At 68.6% G+C, this 15,732-nt stretch carries 16 protein-coding genes; 1 reads left to right on the plus strand and 15 read right to left on the minus strand.

The genetic code is table 11. The features are described 5' to 3' along the window. Nucleotides 1-2: 2 nt before the first annotated feature. Entirely contained in the window at nucleotides 3-860 is an 858-nt protein-coding gene (locus GBA65_RS14315; RefSeq protein ID WP_166397126.1) for an alpha/beta fold hydrolase, read from the minus strand. A 153-nt stretch (nucleotides 861-1,013) separates the two neighbouring features. On the opposite strand from GBA65_RS14315, the gene GBA65_RS14320 reads away from it, so the two are divergent. Then, nucleotides 1,014-1,304, plus strand: coding sequence for a hypothetical protein (locus tag GBA65_RS14320; RefSeq protein WP_166397127.1), 291 nt, complete (start codon nucleotides 1,014-1,016; stop codon nucleotides 1,302-1,304). Nucleotides 1,305-1,331: 27 nt separating this feature from the next. On the opposite strand, the gene gatA is transcribed toward GBA65_RS14320, so the two are convergent. The 14 genes from gatA to GBA65_RS14390 all read right to left on the minus strand — a co-directional run bounded on the left by gatA (nucleotide 1,332) and on the right by GBA65_RS14390 (nucleotide 15,709). Then, nucleotides 1,332-2,777, minus strand: coding sequence for an Asp-tRNA(Asn)/Glu-tRNA(Gln) amidotransferase subunit GatA (gatA, locus tag GBA65_RS14325; protein ID WP_228281351.1), 1,446 nt, complete (start codon nucleotides 2,775-2,777; stop codon nucleotides 1,332-1,334). A gap of 1 nt (nucleotide 2,778) precedes the next feature. Continuing rightward, the gene (gene gatC, locus GBA65_RS14330) at nucleotides 2,779-3,060 is read right to left on the minus strand and encodes an Asp-tRNA(Asn)/Glu-tRNA(Gln) amidotransferase subunit GatC (RefSeq protein WP_166397128.1); all 282 of its coding nucleotides are present in this window, start codon (nucleotides 3,058-3,060) and stop codon (nucleotides 2,779-2,781) included. 71 nt (nucleotides 3,061-3,131) lie between these two features. Next, nucleotides 3,132-3,932 (minus strand): SDR family NAD(P)-dependent oxidoreductase, encoded by an 801-nt coding sequence (locus GBA65_RS14335; protein ID WP_166397129.1) that lies wholly within the window; start codon nucleotides 3,930-3,932, stop codon nucleotides 3,132-3,134. 208 nt (nucleotides 3,933-4,140) lie between these two features. Continuing rightward, entirely contained in the window at nucleotides 4,141-4,572 is a 432-nt protein-coding gene (locus GBA65_RS14340; RefSeq protein WP_166397130.1) for an OsmC family protein, read from the minus strand. Between the two features lie 267 nt (nucleotides 4,573-4,839). Next, nucleotides 4,840-5,703 (minus strand): bifunctional methylenetetrahydrofolate dehydrogenase/methenyltetrahydrofolate cyclohydrolase FolD, encoded by an 864-nt coding sequence (gene folD, locus GBA65_RS14345; protein WP_166397131.1) that lies wholly within the window; start codon nucleotides 5,701-5,703, stop codon nucleotides 4,840-4,842. A 10-nt stretch (nucleotides 5,704-5,713) separates the two neighbouring features. Further along, nucleotides 5,714-7,336, minus strand: coding sequence for a putative manganese-dependent inorganic diphosphatase (locus tag GBA65_RS14350; RefSeq protein ID WP_166397132.1), 1,623 nt, complete (start codon nucleotides 7,334-7,336; stop codon nucleotides 5,714-5,716). A 220-nt stretch (nucleotides 7,337-7,556) separates the two neighbouring features. Continuing rightward, on the minus strand, nucleotides 7,557-9,716 hold the full coding sequence (gene pcrA, locus GBA65_RS14355) for a DNA helicase PcrA (RefSeq protein ID WP_166397133.1): 2,160 nt from the start codon (nucleotides 9,714-9,716) through the stop codon (nucleotides 7,557-7,559). Nucleotides 9,717-9,745: 29 nt separating this feature from the next. After that, entirely contained in the window at nucleotides 9,746-10,444 is a 699-nt protein-coding gene (locus GBA65_RS14360) for a class I SAM-dependent methyltransferase (RefSeq protein ID WP_166398524.1), read from the minus strand. Between the two features lie 12 nt (nucleotides 10,445-10,456). Beyond that, nucleotides 10,457-10,945, minus strand: a complete 489-nt coding sequence (locus GBA65_RS14365; RefSeq protein ID WP_166397134.1) for an RrF2 family transcriptional regulator — start codon at nucleotides 10,943-10,945, stop codon at nucleotides 10,457-10,459. Between the two features lie 91 nt (nucleotides 10,946-11,036). Then, nucleotides 11,037-11,735, minus strand: a complete 699-nt coding sequence (locus GBA65_RS14370; RefSeq protein ID WP_166397135.1) for a phosphate signaling complex PhoU family protein — start codon at nucleotides 11,733-11,735, stop codon at nucleotides 11,037-11,039. 12 nt (nucleotides 11,736-11,747) lie between these two features. After that, nucleotides 11,748-12,503, minus strand: a complete 756-nt coding sequence (gene pstB, locus GBA65_RS14375) for a phosphate ABC transporter ATP-binding protein PstB (protein ID WP_228281982.1) — start codon at nucleotides 12,501-12,503, stop codon at nucleotides 11,748-11,750. A 134-nt stretch (nucleotides 12,504-12,637) separates the two neighbouring features. Beyond that, entirely contained in the window at nucleotides 12,638-13,585 is a 948-nt protein-coding gene (pstA, locus tag GBA65_RS14380) for a phosphate ABC transporter permease PstA (protein ID WP_166397137.1), read from the minus strand. Beyond that, the gene (gene pstC, locus GBA65_RS14385) at nucleotides 13,586-14,521 is read right to left on the minus strand and encodes a phosphate ABC transporter permease subunit PstC (protein WP_207955789.1); all 936 of its coding nucleotides are present in this window, start codon (nucleotides 14,519-14,521) and stop codon (nucleotides 13,586-13,588) included. 108 nt (nucleotides 14,522-14,629) lie between these two features. Then, complete coding sequence (locus GBA65_RS14390; protein ID WP_166397138.1) at nucleotides 14,630-15,709, minus strand: PstS family phosphate ABC transporter substrate-binding protein; 1,080 nt, start codon at nucleotides 15,707-15,709, stop codon at nucleotides 14,630-14,632. Between the last annotated feature and the right edge of the window lie 23 nt (nucleotides 15,710-15,732).

Consider the following 15,732-nt stretch of genomic DNA (forward strand, 5'->3'; position numbering starts at 1 on the left):
CGCTATGGCTCGCGCAGGAAGTCCAGGAGGAGCTCGTTCACGCGTTCGGGGCGATCCTCCGCCACCCAGTGGCTCGCGTCCGGGAGGCGCTCGACGCGGAGGTTCGGCACCCATAGCGGGCCGGGCTCGGCCAGCTTCGAGCTGAGGAAGCGGTCTCTCTCGCCCCAGATCACGAGCGTCGGAGCCGCTATCTTCTTCAGCCCGACCTGCGCCCGACGGGGGCTCCGGAGGAGCGCGCGGTAGTAGTTTATGGTGGCGGTGAGGGCGCCCGGCCTCGCCATCGCCTCGGCGTAATGCTCGACGTCCTCCTCGGAGATGGCCCCCGGACGGACCGGGTCCCTCCGGAAGCCCGCGCGCAGGACGGCGAAGTCGCCCGCGCCGAGGGTCTTCTCCGGGAGGCGCGGGAGCTGGAAAAAGAACACGTAGAGGCTCCGGAGCAACTGTTCGGGCATCGTGAGGCCGTCCATGAAGCGCGAAGGGTGCGGCACGTTGAGGATGCCGAGCCTCCTCACGCGCTCCGGGTAGCGCATCGCGGCGAACCACGCGACGATCCCGCCCCAGTCGTGCCCGACCACGGCGGCACTCTGCTCCCCGCGCTCCGCGATGAGGCGCTCGACGTCCCGCGCGAGCCCGTCCACCCCGTAGTGCTCGACCCCTTTCGGCTTCTCCGAGAGGTTGTAGCCGCGCATGTCCGGGGCCACGACGCGGAGGCCGTCCTCGACCAGCGCCGGGATCTGGAAGCGCCACATGCGGTGGGTCTGCGGGAAGCCGTGCAGCAGCACCACGAGCGGCCCCTCACCCGCCTCCACGTAGTGCAGCCGTACGTCTCCGAGGTCCGCGTATCCGCTCTCTGGGTTCATCCCGGTTCTCTACCCGTTTGCCTCCCACGCATTCCGGGCGCCGCCCCCGGCACCAACACTTCTTCACGAGACCGTAACCGCCGGTTAAGGGAACCACGCTCGGTGCGTGGCAAACTTACGGGAAGGAAAAGGGTTGTAAGCGAGGAGGCCGTTATGGGGCTGTTCGGGCGGCGAGAATCGAAGACCTGCTGGGTGAGAAGCTCGACCGACGATCCGTGCGGCCGGCCCGCCACGGTCGAGATCCTGGGCGTCCCCTTCTGCGAGAGCTGCGCCCAGGAGTACGAGGAGTACGCGGCGATCGGGACGCTGACCGACCCCGTGCCGGAGAGCGAGCTCCTCAGGCTGCGCGAGACCTCGCTGGTCGAGAGCCTGAGGAGGCTGCGCCGGGAGCGCGCCTCGCGCGTCGGCCCCCGGGGGGCGTCACCCCGGGGCCACAAGGTCTGACGCGCCCACCTCGCGTAAGGCGAAAGGTTACGGCTTCAGCGCGAAGTCGAAGTCCGCGACCTCTTCCACCGCGCGGGCGGCGCGCAGCAGCATCGGTTCCGTGAAGTGGTCGCTTATAAGCTGGACGCCGACGGGTAGGCCCTCGCTCAGACCGCCGGGGACGCTAATGGCGGGGAGGCCGGCGAGGCTCACGGGGACGGCGCAGATGTCCTGGGCGTACATCGCCAGGGGGTCGCCGGTCTTCGAGCCGATCTCGAACGCCACCGACGGCGAGGTCGGGGAGACGAGCACGTCGTAGCGCGAGAAGGCCGCCCGGAAGTCTTCGATGATCTTGGTGCGCACCTTCTGGGCCTGGGCGTAGTAGGCGTCGTAGTAGCCGGAGGAGAGGGCGTAGGTGCCGAGCATGATCCTGCGCTTCACCTCGTCCCCGAAGCCCTCCTCCCGCGTCTGGCGGTACATCTCGTGCACGCCCCCGGCCGGGACCCGCAAGCCGTAGCGCACCCCGTCGAAGCGCGCGAGGTTGCTGGAGACCTCGGCCGGAGCCACGATGTAGTAGGCGGGCAGCCCGTAGCGGGAGTGCGGCAGGCTGACCTCGCCGACCTCGGCCCCGGCCCCTTCGAGGCCCTTGACCGTCCTCTCGACGACCTCGCGCACGCCCGGGTCTATCCCCTCGCCCATAAGCTCCGTGACGACGCCGACGCGCAGCCCGGAGACGCCGCCTTCGAGCTCCGAGAGGTAGTCCGGCACCTCGACGTTCGCGCTCGTCGAGTCCTTGGGGTCGTGTCCGGCGATGGCCTGCAGGAGGAGCGCCGAGTCGCGCACGTCGCGGGTCATCGGCCCGATCTGATCCAGCGAGGAGGCGAAGGCGATGAGCCCGTAGCGCGAGACGCGCCCGTAGGTGGGCTTGAGCCCGACGATGCCGCAGAGCGCCGCCGGCTGCCTCACGGAGCCGCCGGTGTCCGTCCCGAGCGCCCACCAGCCCTCGCCCGCCGCGACCGCCGCGGCCGATCCGCCGGAGGAGCCGCCGGGGACGCGGCCGAGGTCCCAGGGGTTCCTCGTCACGCCGTAGGCCGAGTTCTCCGTCGAGGAGCCCATGGCGAACTCGTCCATGTTCGCCTTGCCGACCATCACGAGGTCCTCGCCGTAGTTGAGGAGCGCCGAGGCGTCGTAGAGGGGCTCGAAACCTTCGAGGATCTTCGAGCCGCAGGTCGTCCTGACGCCGCGCGTAGAAAGGACGTCCTTGACGGCCATCGGGACGCCGTCCCAGGGCTTCTTCGCGCCGTCCCCCTCGTCGACGCGGGCGGCGCGGTCCAGCGCGATCTCCGGCGTCGTGGTCACGAAGGCGTTCACCTCGCCCTCGACCTCCTCGACGCGCGCGTTCGCGACCTCCGCGGCCTCGCGGGCCGAGACGTTGCCCGCCGCTATCTCCCGCGCGAGCTCGTAGGCGGTGAGGCCGAGGATATCTCCCGCCACGCTAATCGATCCTCGGGACGCCGAAGAGGCCGTCGGCGTCGTCCGGGGCGGGCCTCAGGGCCTCCTCGCGCGGGAGCTCCCGGTGCGGCTCGTCCGGCCGGACGACGTTCGTCAGGTTCAGCGGGTTGGACGTCGGCGGGACGTTCGCGAGGTCGAGCTCCTGGATCTGCTCTATCGAGTCCAGGATGGCCCCGAGCTGCCCGCTCATCTTCTCCACCTCGGCGTCCGTCAGCCCCAGCCGCGCCAGATTGGCGACGTTGCGCACCTGCTCCTCGGATATCATCTAAAAAACCTCCGGCTTTCGCGTTGCTTGCGCCTATCTTAGCGCAGGCGTCAGGGGGTAATCGGGCGCGGCTAGACGATCGAACGAACGACCCCGCCGTCGGCGCGCAGGGAGGCCCCGTTCGTCGCCGAGGAGAGAGGGCTCGCGACGTAGGCTATGAGCGCCGCGACCTCCTCGGGCTCGATGAACCGGCCGAGGAGGGACGAGGGGCGGGCCGAGCGGAAGAACTCGTCCTCCATCTCGCTCTCGCTCAACCCCTGCGCCTCGGCCATCTGCCCGACAAAGGTCGTCACGCCCTCCGAGGCGGTCGGGCCGGGCAGGACGGAGTTGACGGTCACGCCCGTGCCGGCGGTCGTCTCGGCGAGGCCGCGCGCCACGGCGAGCTGCGCCGTCTTCGTCGTCCCGTAGTGGATCATCTCCGCCGGGATCTGCACGCCCGACTCGCTGGAGACGAATATGATTCGGCCCCATCCCCGCCCCGTCATCCCCGGCAGGTAGGCTCGCGCGAGCCTGACCCCGCTCATCACGTTCGTCTCGAAGAACCGGAACCAGTCGTCGTCCGTGATCTCCGCGAAACCCTTGGGCTCGAAGATCCCGAGGTTGTTGACGAGAACGTCGACCTCCGGCACCCGCCGCAACAGCTCCTCCACCCCCTCGGCCGTCCCGAGGTCCGCCGCGACCCCGGCCACCTCGCCGCCCGAGCCGTCCAGCCCCTCGCGCACGCGCCCTACGGCCCCCTCGACCCTCTCGACGGAGCGCCCGTTCAGCACGACGGAGGCCCCTTCCCTAGCGAGCGCCGAGGCCGCCGCAAGGCCGATCCCGGCGGTAGACCCGGTCACCAGAGCGCGCTTGCCCGTAAGCTGCAAATCCATGGGAGATACTCCTGTTCGCCGGCGGATACACGGCCGCGAAGGCGGCCACGGTCGGCATGCTACCACCCGAGACGCCACCTACCGCGCGAAGAGCCGGAGCACGAAAGGGCAGCCCCGCACGACGTATTCGTCTCCTCGGTCGGCTCCTCCGGGTTGTGGCTTTCCGCCAGGGAGATCGGGCGAGGGGCTCAGGGGCTTCGCTACCTTCTCAGGCGGCGCTCCGCTCGATCAGCACCTCCGACCCCAGCGTCCGCTTGACCGGGCACTGGTCCGCGATCTCCTGGAGCCGCTCGCGCTGCTCCGGCTCCAGGGGGCCTTCCAGCTCGATCTCGAGCTCCAGGTGGTCGAGCCTGCCGCTCTCCGTCTCGCACTCCGCGCAGTCTTTGGCGTGGATCCTGCGGTGTCCCAGGCCCACGGTCACCGCCTCCAACGGCCACCCCTTGCGATCGGCGTACATGCGCACCGTCATCGCGGTGCAGCTCCCGAGCGCGGTGAGCAGGTAGTCGTAGGGGGTGGGACCGGCGTCGGTGCCGCCGAGATCGGTCGGTTCGTCGGCGACCAGGGCGTGCCCATTCGCCATCACCTCGGTGCGCAGGCCGCTCTCCGTCCGCACCACCACGCCGTCGTTTCTCTTGCCCATACCCCACCTCTTCCTCTCCGCGCTAGATCCTCCCGTAGCCGATGGCTCCCCCACCAGCTTGAAAGCTCCTCCACTGCAACCAAATACCCTGCCGCGAGGCCGGCTAAGCTCCCCAGGCTTCGTGTAAGCCTTGCGCGCCTCCAACGAGCGAGGGGCGGCGTGGGTCGACGCGTTCGGCGCCGAGGTATTCGTCGTCGAGGCGGATCGAGGCCAGGGACGCGTAGAGGCGTCCCCGTCTGCGAGCCTCGTAGAGCGCCCGGCGGTGGCCTAACCGAGCGAGGAGCCGTCCGCTTGGGCCTGTGCCGCCTGCAAGGTGTTGTAGAGGAGCATGGCGCGGGTCATCGGGCCGACGCCTCCGGGGACGGGCGAGATCATGGACGAGATGGGCTCGACCTCCTCGAACCGGACGTCCCCCACGAGGCCGCCGCCCTCCCTGCCGTGGATGCCGACGTCCACGACCACGGCCCCCTCACCCACGTGCTCCGCCCCGACAAACTCACGCCGTCCGGCGGCGACCACCAGGATCTCCGCCCGCCTGGTCGCCGCCGCGAGGTCGCGGGTCCTGGAGTGACAGACCGTGACGGTCGCGTTCTCCCGCAGGAGAAGCTGCGCGAGCGGCTTCCCGACGAGGTTGGACCGCCCGACCACGACGGCCTCCCGGCCCTCCATCTCCACCCCGCTCCGCCTGAGAAGCTGTATCACCCCGTGGGGCGTACACGGCAGGAGGCTCGGCAGCCCGACGGCGAGCCTCCCCGCGCTCAGGGGGCTCAGGCCGTCGACGTCCTTCGACGGGTCGATGGCGGACACCAGGGGCGTGGCGTCCAGGCCTTTGGGGAGCGGGAGCTGGATGAAGAAGCCGGAGATCCCGGGGTCGGCGTTCGACTCCTCGACGAGCGCGGAGATCTCCCCCTGCGGGGTCTCCGCGTCGAGGCGATGCACCCTCGAATCTATCCCGACCTCGGCGCAGTCGCGCTCCTTCATGCGCACGTAGGTGGCCGACGCGGGATCGTCGCCGACGAGCACGACGTCGAGGCGGGGCCGGAGGCCGCGCTCGACGAGCTCCGCCACCCCTTCGGCGACCTCCGCCCGTATCCCGGCGGCGGTCGCCTTCCCGTCCAGAATCTCCGCCATCCCGAAAGGCCTAAAAGGCCGCGAGGAGTTGGGGGGCTACCTGCTTTTTACGGCTCATGACGCCGGGCAGGTTTATGACGCTGTCTTCGGCCTTGGTGTCGAAGGCCCGCTCCACGGCGGCGCACTCCCCGACGCAGAGGAGTTCGGTCCCCTGTCCGATGATGTCCGTCACCATCAGCGCCGCGAAGAGGTAGCCGTTCTGCTGGCGCACCTTCTCCAGGGCCCCCATCAGCTCCTCCTTGCGCTCCAGCAGCCCGGTCCCGACGGTCTCGATCTGGGAGACGCTCATCCTCTCGCCGGAGTCCGAGCCGTACTCCTTGAGGTCGCGGTCCACGATCTCCTCGGGCGTGAGGTCCGAGACGTCGGAGGAGGCCTCGAACATCTCCATCCCGAACTTCTCGGCCTCGACGCCCAGGAACCCCTCCAGGTAGCGCACTACCTCGTGGTCGCGCTCCGTCGTCGTCGGGGAGTTGAGGACTACCGTGTCCGAGAGCACCGCGGCGAGCAGCATGCCGGCCGTCGCCTGCGTCGGCTCCAGCCCGTTCTCCCGGTAGCGCTCGACCACGAGCGTCGCCGTCGAGCCCACGGGGTCGAAGGTCGCGGGGATCGGGGTCCTCGTCTGCACGTCGCCGATGTGGTGGTGGTCCAGGATCTCCACGACCTGGGCCTCCTCCACCCCCGGCACGCTCTGCCCCCTCTCGGCGTGGTCGACGAGCAGGACGCGCCGCGGCTCGGGGTTCAGGAGGTCCGTCCTGGTGACGATGCCCAACGGTTTGCCGTCGCCGTCCACCGCGATCGCCGCCCGGTAGTGGACCTCCATCACCCGGTCGGTGATGTCCGTGATCAGCTCGTCCGGGTCGACGGTCAGGGGGTCTTCGGCCATGATCTCCCAGCACGGCACCGAGAGCTGTATCATCCGGCTCGTCACGTATGAGTCCAGCGGGCTGAGGACCACCGTCGTCCCCTTCTGCCGCCCGAGCTCGATGACGTCCTCCTCCGGCCGGATCCCGTTCGAGACCACGAGCACCCCGGCGCCGAGCTCTATCGCCCGCCGCTGGCCGTCCGGCCTGTCGCCTATCACGACGATGTCCCCGGGCTCCATGGACTGGCCCATCGTCTCGACGCTCATGGAGATGACCCAGAGCTTCCCGCCGGCCTCCTTGTCCTCCCCGGCGAGCAGCTCGCCCTCCAGGACCTCGACCATCGAGCCGACGCTGACCGGCGTCGCGGCGAACGTCGAGGGCTCCCTCGACTCCCGCGTGTACATCCTGGCCAAGCCCCGCTCCGTCACGATGCCGACGAGCGCGCCGTCGTCGTCCACGATCGGCACCTGGCTTATGTCCCTCTTCGCCATCGCGAGCCCGACGTTGCGCAGGGGATCGTTCCTGTGGACGGTCGCGATCTCCTTGCTCATCACGTCCTTGACCCGCAGCTTGATGTGCTTGATGAGCTTGGGCTCTACTGCCCCGCTCCGGTCCAACGCCCACCTCGTCTGGGCGTTGACGTCGCCGAGCCTCGCCGGGGCGTAGACGTCCTCCGGGTTCAGCTTCCCCTTCAACTCCGCGTACCCGATCGCGGAGGCTATCGTGTCCGTGTCCGGGTTGCGGTGCCCGGTGACGTAAACGTGCGCCATGATGATGCTCCTCTCTCCCTACAAACCCCGGCGCGGCAGCGCCCGCGCACGGGTCCCCGCGCCCGTGCCATCGTTGGGCGGCAACCACGGACGGAGTCCGCCAACCCGTGCAAGAGCCGCGTTCACCGCCGGAATTCTAGCCGTTTTTCGCGGTCCGGGGTCTCTGCGGGGCGACCGGGGCGGCCCTACGCCCACGAGAGCTACCCGGCGCGGGCCGGATCTAGACCTTGCTCAGGGGCGCTATCTCGGGGACGAGCGTCTTCTGCTCGGCGCCGAAGCGGATCACGACCTTTCCGGCCGACGCCTCGACGACCTCCCCGACGCCGAACTTCGCGTGGCGCACCTTCTCCCCCGGCGCGAACGTCGCCGCCCCGGACGCCGCGGCCGAGGAGCCCGTCCGTCTCCCGCCGAAGCCGCCCGCGCTCCCCCAGCCGCCGAGCCTGCTGCTCCCGGCGCCCCGCGAGACTCCGGGGACGGAGCCCGCCTTGAGCTCTTCCGGAATCTCCGAGAGGAAACGGCTCGGCATCTGGTACTCCCGCTCCCCGTAGGTCGAGCGTATCCTCGCGTAGGAGAGCGTCAGCGCCTTCCTCGCGCGCGTGATCCCGACGTAGAAGAGCCTCCGCTCCTCCTCCAGGTTCTGCTCGTCCAAAGACCGCGCGTGCGGGAAGGTCCCCTCCTCCATCCCCACGATGAACACGTAGTCGTACTCGAGCCCCTTGGCATTGTGGAGCGTCATCAGCGTCGCCCGTCCCTCGCCCGTGAGCTTGTCCGCCTCGGAGAACAGCGCCTGCTCCTGCAGGAACCCATCGAGGCTCGGCTCGAGCTCCACCCGCTCGTACTCCGCGGCGGCGTTCACGAGCTCCACGAGGTTCTCCATCCGCGACTCCGCCTCGACCGTCCCCTCGGCCTCGAGCTCCTTCCGGTAGCCCGACTCGTCCAGCACGGCCCCGAGAAGCTCGCTCGGCCCGATCTCCTTCGCCGCGACCCGCCAGCCCTCGAAGAGCGCGTGGACCTTCTCGCAGGCCTTCCGGGCGGCGCCCGTGAGCCCCGCCGCGTCGGCCTCCATCAGGGCGTCGTAGACCGAGATGCCCTGGCGGTTGGCGTACTCCTGCAACCGGCCCACCGAGGTCGCCCCGAGGCCCCTCTTCGGGACGTTGACGATCCTCTCCAGCGAGACCGAGTCGGCCGGGTTCGAGATCACGGAGAGGTACGCCATCGCGTCCTTGATCTCCGCCCGCTCGTAGAACTTCACGCCGCCGACGATCTGGTACTGAACCCCCTCCCGCACCAGCACGTCCTCCAGCGTCCGGCTCTGCGCGTTCGTCCGATAGAACACCGCAACGTCCCGCAACGACCTCCCGCCGTCGACCAGCCGCTGTATCTCCGAGACGACGAACCGCGCCTCCGCGTAGTCGTCCGCGGCCGTGAACAGGCGGATCCTCTCCCCCTCATCCCCCGCCGTCCACAACTCCTTGTGCTTGCGCGAAGCGTTGTTCGCCACCACCGCGTTCGCCGCGTTCAAAATGGTCTGCGTCGAACGGTAGTTCTGCTCCAGCTTGACGACCTTCGCCTCCGGATAATCCCGCTCAAAGTTCAATATATTCGAAATATCAGCTCCGCGCCAACTGTAGACCGACTGGTCATCATCACCGACTACGCAAAGGTTACGATGTGCGGCGGCAAGCGTGTTGACGAGGCGGTACTGGGCGTGGTTGGTGTCCTGGTACTCGTCGACGTGGATGTACTTGAAGCGCTTCTGGTAGCGCTCGCGGACCTCCGGGAAGACCTCGAAGAGGGCGACGGCCTGCATGATCAGGTCGTCGAAGTCCATGGCGTTGTTCTCGTAGAGGCGCCTCTGGTACAGGTCGTAGACCTCTGCGACGTTCTCGGCCATGTAGCCCTCGGTCTGGGTGAGGTAGTCGTGGGCGTCGAGGAGGCGGTTCTTGGCGTCGGAGATCTGGGCGTGGAACGAGCGCGGGTTGAAGCGCTTCGGGTCCTTGCCGAGCTCCACGATGCAGCGGCGGACGAGGCGGACCTGATCCCCCCCGTCGTAGATCGTGAAGCCGGACTTGTACCCGAGCTTCTCGGCGTGGACGCGCAAGATCCGCACGCAAAAGGCGTGGAAGGTCGAGACCCACATCCTCTTCGAGTCCGGCCCCACGAGGAGCGCCACGCGCTCCTTCATCTCCAGGGCGGCCTTGTTGGTGAAGGTGATGGCGAGGACCTCGTCGGGCCCCGCGAGCCCCTCTTCGAGGAGGTGCGCGATCCTGTGCGTCAGGACGCGCGTCTTCCCGCTCCCCGCGCCCGCGAGGATGAGTAGGGGACCTTCGGTGGTCGTTACGGCGTCGAGCTGCGTGGGGTTGAGTTGATCTAGAAGCACGATGCGGAGTATAGCAAGGAGACCCCGCCTTACCGACGGTGTTCTTGACGTGGCCGAAGCTCGTGCAGGAGCACCGTCACCTCGCGCTCCCCCGACGCGACGGTCGCCTCTTCCGTCGAAACCGCGAAGCCCCGCCCCTCCATCTCCTCCAGGAAACTCGGCGCGGGATTGCGGCGCGGATCGGCGACCACGGCGCTGGCGCCGGGCTTGAGCAGCTTCGGGATCAGGGCGGCCAGCAGGGGCACGTTCCCCCGCTCGTAGAGGACGTCGGCGGCGACGACTAGGTCGAAGGAGCCCTCCAGGTCCCCGAGCCCGGGGGTACGCCAGTCGAGGAGGCGCGTCTCCGGGTAGCGGCCCAGGTTCGTCTGCGCGTTGTACGCCGCGAAGTCCAGCGCAGCCTCGTAGTGGTCCGTCGCCAGCGCCCGGGCGCCGCGTTCGAGCGCGGCGAGGTTCGGGAGACCGACGCCGCAGCCCAGCTCGATCACCCTCCGGCCCGAGAGGTCCTCGCGGTCGAGGCGTCGGGCGAGGGCCGTGGCGCTCGGCCAGAGCTCGGCCCAGTACGGGAGGCGCTCGTCGCGGGCGAACTCCTCCTCATCGAGGAGGGCGTCGGCGGCGACGGGATGGGTTATGAGGTAGGTCTTCTCCCCGACCTCGACGGGGGACGTGGTGATGCCGGTCCGGCCGCGCAGGTGCGCCTGCAGGACCTCGAAGCTCCGCCGGTCTCCCAGGGTTACGGGGCTCTAGCGGAGGGAGGAGGCGAAGGGGGACTGCGCCTCGGGGGTCTCGGTGTCCCTGGCGGCGGCGTGGGCGGCGCGGTTCGCGCGCTCCTCGGCGGCGATCTGTGCGATGGTGTAGCGGCCGAAGACGCCCTCGAGGGCCTCCCGCGCCTCGTCCCAGACCTTGCTGGTTACGCACAAAGGGGCGTCGGCGATGTAGCACTGGCCGCCGGCCGAGCAGCGCGCCGGGCGGACCTCGCCGTCGAGGACCTCGACGATGTCGAGGATCGTGATCTCGCCCGGCGGGATCGCGAAGCAGAAACCGCCCCGCGCCCCACGGCGGCTCTCGAGGATCTTCGCGCGCCTCAGGTCGCCGAAGATCTGCTCCAGAAACCTCTCCGGGATGCGCTGCCGCCTCGCGACCTCCGTGACCCCGAGCGGAGAGCCACAGTCGTCGAGGGCCAGCTCCATAAGGGCCCGGACCGCGTATTTGCTCTTCTGCGTAAGCCTCAAAACTTCTTCCCGTTCCTAGACGTGCTCATAGGACGTGTTGGAAGGATTGTAGCACACCGCTACTAGCCCAAAGAGCGAAAGGTAGGGGGGATCAGTCCTCGTTGACGTTCAGATCCCGGTCGCGGTACTGGCGCATGGCGCTCTCCATCCGCTCGCCCGTGACCAGAAATACCGTGCGCTCGCCTATGTCCACGCCGTGGTCCGCGATGCGCTCCAGGTAGTGGACCATCAGCGCCGCCCGGACGCGCCACTCCGGGGCGCCTCCCCCGCCGTCGGACGGGTTCGCGACGAGGTTCATCGCCTCCGAGTAGAGCAGATCGACCTTGTCGTCGCCGGCCTCGAGGTCCCGGGCGCGCTCGATGTCGCGGTTCTCGAAGATGTCGAGGCCCTGGCCGAAGAGGTCGCGGGCCGAGCGGGCCATCTCCAGGAGCGCCGAGTGCAGGTCCGGGTCGCGTTCGCACTCGGAGGTCTCGACGATCGCGCGGCAGATGTGCTCGCCCAGGGTACCGGCGCGCACCATGTGGTTGTTGACGGCCTGGATCGTGTAGATCAGGCGCAGGTCGCGGGCGACCGGGGCCTGTCGGGCCTGCAGGATCATGCACTCCTCGTCGAGCTCCGCCCCGCGGCCCTTGAAGCGCGAGTCCACGCCGAGGTCGCGCGAGGCGAGCTCGGCGTCGTAGCCATCCATCGCCCTCGCCATGTCGTCGAGGGTGCTCTCCACCTCGCGGCCGAGGACCACGATCTCCGCTACCAGCCGGTCCAGCTCCTGTTGAAAGGTCTCGCGCGGCAACCCTGGTCCCCTCTAGCCGAAGCGCCCGGTGACGTAGTCCTCCGTCTCCTTGCGGTCCGGGTTGGAGAACATCTTGCTCGTCTCGTCGAACTCCCAGAGCCTACCCGGATCTCCCATGTTCTCGATGTAGAAGAAGCCCGTGTAGTCCGAGATGCGCGCCGCCTGCTGCATGTTGTGCGTCACGATCACGACCGTGTACTTCTTCTTCAGATCCTCCATGGTGTCCTCGATCTTCTGCGTCGAGACCGGGTCGAGCGCGGAGGCCGGCTCGTCCATCAGGATCACCTCGGGCTCCACGGCGAGGGTGCGGGCGATGACCAGCCGCTGCTGCTGGCCGCCGGAGAGGCTGTAGCCGCTCTCCTTGAGCCGGTCCTTGACCTCGTCCCAGAGCGCCGCCTGCTTCAGGGAACGCTCCACCAGCTCGTCCATGTCGCCCCGGTAGCCGTTGATCTTAGCCCCCCACGCGACGTTCTCGTAGATGGACTTGGAGAACGGGTTGGGCTTCTGAAAGACCATGCCGATCCTGCGGCGGATGTTGACGGGGTCCGCGCCCTTGGCGTAAATGTCCTGGCCGTCGAGCGCGACCTTGCCCTCGGCGTAGGCCCCGGGGATGACCTCGTGCATGCGATTCAAGCAGCGGATGTACGTGCTCTTGCCGCAGCCGGACGGCCCGATAAGCGCCGTGACCTTGTTGCGCTTGATCTGCATGTTCACGTCGGTGACGGCCTTGAAGGAGCCGTAGAAGGCAGACAAGTCCTCCACGGTCATGCCGTTCGACTCGGGAGTCTGCTGAGCCCCCCCCTTGGCAACGTCTTTCGAGGTCTCGCGCACCCTCTGCTCCTCCCCAATCCTCCTGATATTTACCACCCCGGCATCTCTCCCTTGGTTTCTCGGATCGCCGCTCATCGACGTGCCTGCCAACGGTTGCGTAGCACGATCGCCACAGAGTTTACCAGCAACAACACGACCATCATCACCACGATCCCGGCCGGGGCCAGCTCGTCCTTGAACTCCGGCCTGAACCGCTGGATGTAGTCGTAGATCTGGATCGGCAGCGCGCCGTAGCGGCCGAACAGCGCCTCCGGCGAGATCGGCGGGGCGAACGTCGCGAACGTGACGGCGCCGACCACGATCAGGGGCGCCGTCTCCCCCAGAGCCCGGCTGAGGGCCAGGATCATGCCGGTCAGGGCCCCGGGCAGGGCGCTCGGCAGCACGTGGTCGCGGGTGACCTCCCACCTCGTCGCCCCGAGGGCGATCCCGCCCTCGCGCACCGAGCCCGGGACCGCCCGCAGGGCCTCCCTCGTCGCGATGATGATGACCGGAAGGACCAGGAGGCTCAGGGTCAGGGCGCCGGCGAGCAGGATCGGCCCCATCCCCGGCACGATGAGCCCGTTCACGAAGAGCCCGAGGCCCAGGATGCCGTAGATGATCGAGGGGACCGCCGCGAGGTTCGATATGGTGACCTCGACGGCGCGGGTAAAGAAGTTGTCGCCCGCGTACTCCTCCAGGTAGATCGCCGCCCCCACGCCGATCGGCACGGTGATGAGCGCCGTGAGCACGATCAGCAGGATCGAGCCGACCAGGGCCCCGTACACGCCCGCGTTCTCCGGCGTGATGGAGCTCAGGCTGGTCAGGAACTGCCCGTCCACGAACGGCAACCCGTCGCGGAACACGTCTACGAGCAGCACCGCCAGCACCACGATCCCGAAGAACGCGGCCGCGGTCACGAGGACCGTGAACAGCTTGTCCGTCAGGTTCCGGTTGTTCGAGGTGTTCTTGAAGGCCGTCTTGTCCTCCGGCTCGCCCGGGCCGCTCCCCCGGGTGGCTACCTCGGTCTGGCTCTCGCTCATCTAGTACGTCTCCCTGAATCGCCGGACAAAGATTATGCTGAGGATGTTGAGGATCAGGGTCATCACGAAGAGCGTCGCCCCGACGACGAAGATGGTCTGGTACGTGATCGTCCCGGCCGCCGTCTCGCCGGTCGAGACGGCGACGATGTAGGCCGTCATGGTCTGCACGGACTCGAGGGGCCCACCGAACTGCGCGAGGTTGCCGGCCGCGATCGCCACGATCATCGTCTCCCCGACGGCCCGCGAGATCCCGAGCACGAAAGACGCCGCGATCCCCGAGAGCGCCGCCGGCACCACGATCCTGGTCGCGACCTCGCGCTTGGTCGCCCCGAGGGCGTAGCCGCCCTCCCTCAAACCCCGCGGCACCGCGTAGATGGCGTCCTCGCTCACCGAGGCGACCGTCGGGATGATCATGACCCCCATGATGAGCCCCGCCGAGAGGGCGTTGAAGGTGCTGATCCCGGTGAAGACGTTCCCGAGCAGCGGGGTGAGGAACGTCAGCGCGAAGTAGCCGTACACCACGGTCGGCACCCCCGCGAGAATCTCCAGCGCCGGCTTGAGCCAGCGCCTGAGCCCCGTCGGGGCGTACTCGCTGAGGTAGATCGCCGCCAGAAGCCCTATGGGCAGCGCCACGGCGGCAGCGATGGCGGTCGTCAACAAGGTCCCGTAGATCAGCGGCAGAACGCCGAACTCCGCCCGGGCGAAACCGGGCCTCCACGTGGTCCCGAAAAGATAATCGAAGATCGGTACCTGCCTGAAAAAGTTGATCGTCTCGAAGATCAGCACGAGCACGATACCGAAAGTCGTCAGGATCGAGAGGTACGCGAAGGCCGCGAACAGCGTCGTGACGCCCCGCTCCCTCAGCTTGCTCGCGCGGACGTTACGACGCCACAGATTGGGATCTCTCTCCCCGCCTCGTCCTGCCTGTACCGACACCCTTGTTACCTCCGAAATGAAAGCGCTTCTGAAAAACGGGTTGGGACCGGCCCGGTGGCCGGCCCCAACTTATACCATCGCAGGGGCCGCCTCGCCCGCGGATTCGGGCTAGGTGGTCTCCTCGCTCATCATCGTCGAGCCGCCGCCGGTGGAGCCGCCGCCGGACTGGAGCGCCTCCTGGAGCGTAGAGCCGCTCTGGAGATCGCCCTCGCCGTTGTAGAGGCTGCCCGTGGTACGGGACTCGTAGCGCTGCTGGACAAGCTGCGACGTCTCCGACGGGAGCGCGATGTAGCCGCCCTGCTCGACGTACTGGTCGAGGTTCGCGAGGTAGTTCTCGACAAACTGCGCGACCGCCGGGTTCTCGTCGAGGGCCTGCGTGCTCACGTAGATGAACAGGGGCCTCGACAGCGGGTAGGAACCGTCGGCGATGGTCTCGGGCGTCGGCTCCACCGGGCCCTCGCCGCCGTCGATGGCTACCGCCCTGACGGCATCCTGGGCGCTCTGGAAGTACGCGTACCCGAAGTACCCGAGGGCGCTCGGGTCGCCCGCGACACCCTCCAGGATGACGTTGTCGTCCTCGCTGGCGTTGTAGTCGGCCCGGCTCGCGCCCTCCTCGCCGTTCACCACCTCGGTGAAGAAGTCGAACGTGCCCGACTCGGTGCCCGGCCCGTACAGCGTGAACGGCTCCGCCGGGAAGCCGCTGCGGACCTGGTCCCACTGCGTGATGCTGCCCTCGGAATCGGGCGACCACATCGTGGAGAGCTCCTCGAGCGTCAGGTCGGTGGCGTAGTCGTTCTCCGGGTTGACCACCACCGAGATGCCGTCGAGCGCCACCGGCAGCTCGACGAACTCGATCCCCGCCTCCTCGCAGGCCTGGATCTCGTCGGACTCGATCGGGCGCGAAGCGTCCGAGATCTGGGTGGTGCCGCCGCAGAACGCCTCGAAGCCGTCGCCCGTGCCGGAGCCGCCGACGGTGACCCTGGCGTCCGGGTTCTCCCCCTGGAAGCCCTCGGCCGCCGCCTGGCTGATGGGCAGCACGGTGCTGGACCCCTCGATGGCGATCTCGCCCGAAGCCGCGCCGCCGCCGCCGGTCTCGCCACCGCCACCGCCGCCGCCGTTACCGCCCTGCTCCTGCTGCTGCCCCCCGCCGCCGCAGCCGGCCAGAACGAGCGCGAACGCAAGCGTCAAAGCTCCTAATAGCACCCTCATAC

Origin of the sequence: Rubrobacter marinus (assembly GCF_011492965.1) — a bacterium.
Lineage (GTDB): Bacteria > Actinomycetota > Rubrobacteria > Rubrobacterales > Rubrobacteraceae > Rubrobacter_F > Rubrobacter_F marinus.

What these genes read in the sequence shown, in the direction of transcription:
- GBA65_RS14315 (WP_166397126.1), bottom strand. Translation starts at nt 860, where the DNA reads ATGAACCCAGAGAGCGGATACGCGGACCTCGGAGACGTACGGCTGCAC.
- GBA65_RS14320 (WP_166397127.1), top strand. Translation starts at nt 1,014, where the DNA reads ATGGGGCTGTTCGGGCGGCGAGAATCGAAGACCTGCTGGGTGAGAAGC.
- gatC (WP_166397128.1), bottom strand. Translation starts at nt 3,060, where the DNA reads ATGATATCCGAGGAGCAGGTGCGCAACGTCGCCAATCTGGCGCGGCTG.
- GBA65_RS14335 (WP_166397129.1), bottom strand. Translation starts at nt 3,932, where the DNA reads ATGGATTTGCAGCTTACGGGCAAGCGCGCTCTGGTGACCGGGTCTACC.
- GBA65_RS14340 (WP_166397130.1), bottom strand. Translation starts at nt 4,572, where the DNA reads ATGGGCAAGAGAAACGACGGCGTGGTGGTGCGGACGGAGAGCGGCCTG.
- folD (WP_166397131.1), bottom strand. Translation starts at nt 5,703, where the DNA reads ATGGCGGAGATTCTGGACGGGAAGGCGACCGCCGCCGGGATACGGGCG.
- GBA65_RS14350 (WP_166397132.1), bottom strand. Translation starts at nt 7,336, where the DNA reads ATGGCGCACGTTTACGTCACCGGGCACCGCAACCCGGACACGGACACG.
- pstB (WP_228281982.1), bottom strand. Translation starts at nt 12,503, where the DNA reads ATGACCGTGGAGGACTTGTCTGCCTTCTACGGCTCCTTCAAGGCCGTC.
- pstA (WP_166397137.1), bottom strand. Translation starts at nt 13,585, where the DNA reads ATGAGCGAGAGCCAGACCGAGGTAGCCACCCGGGGGAGCGGCCCGGGC.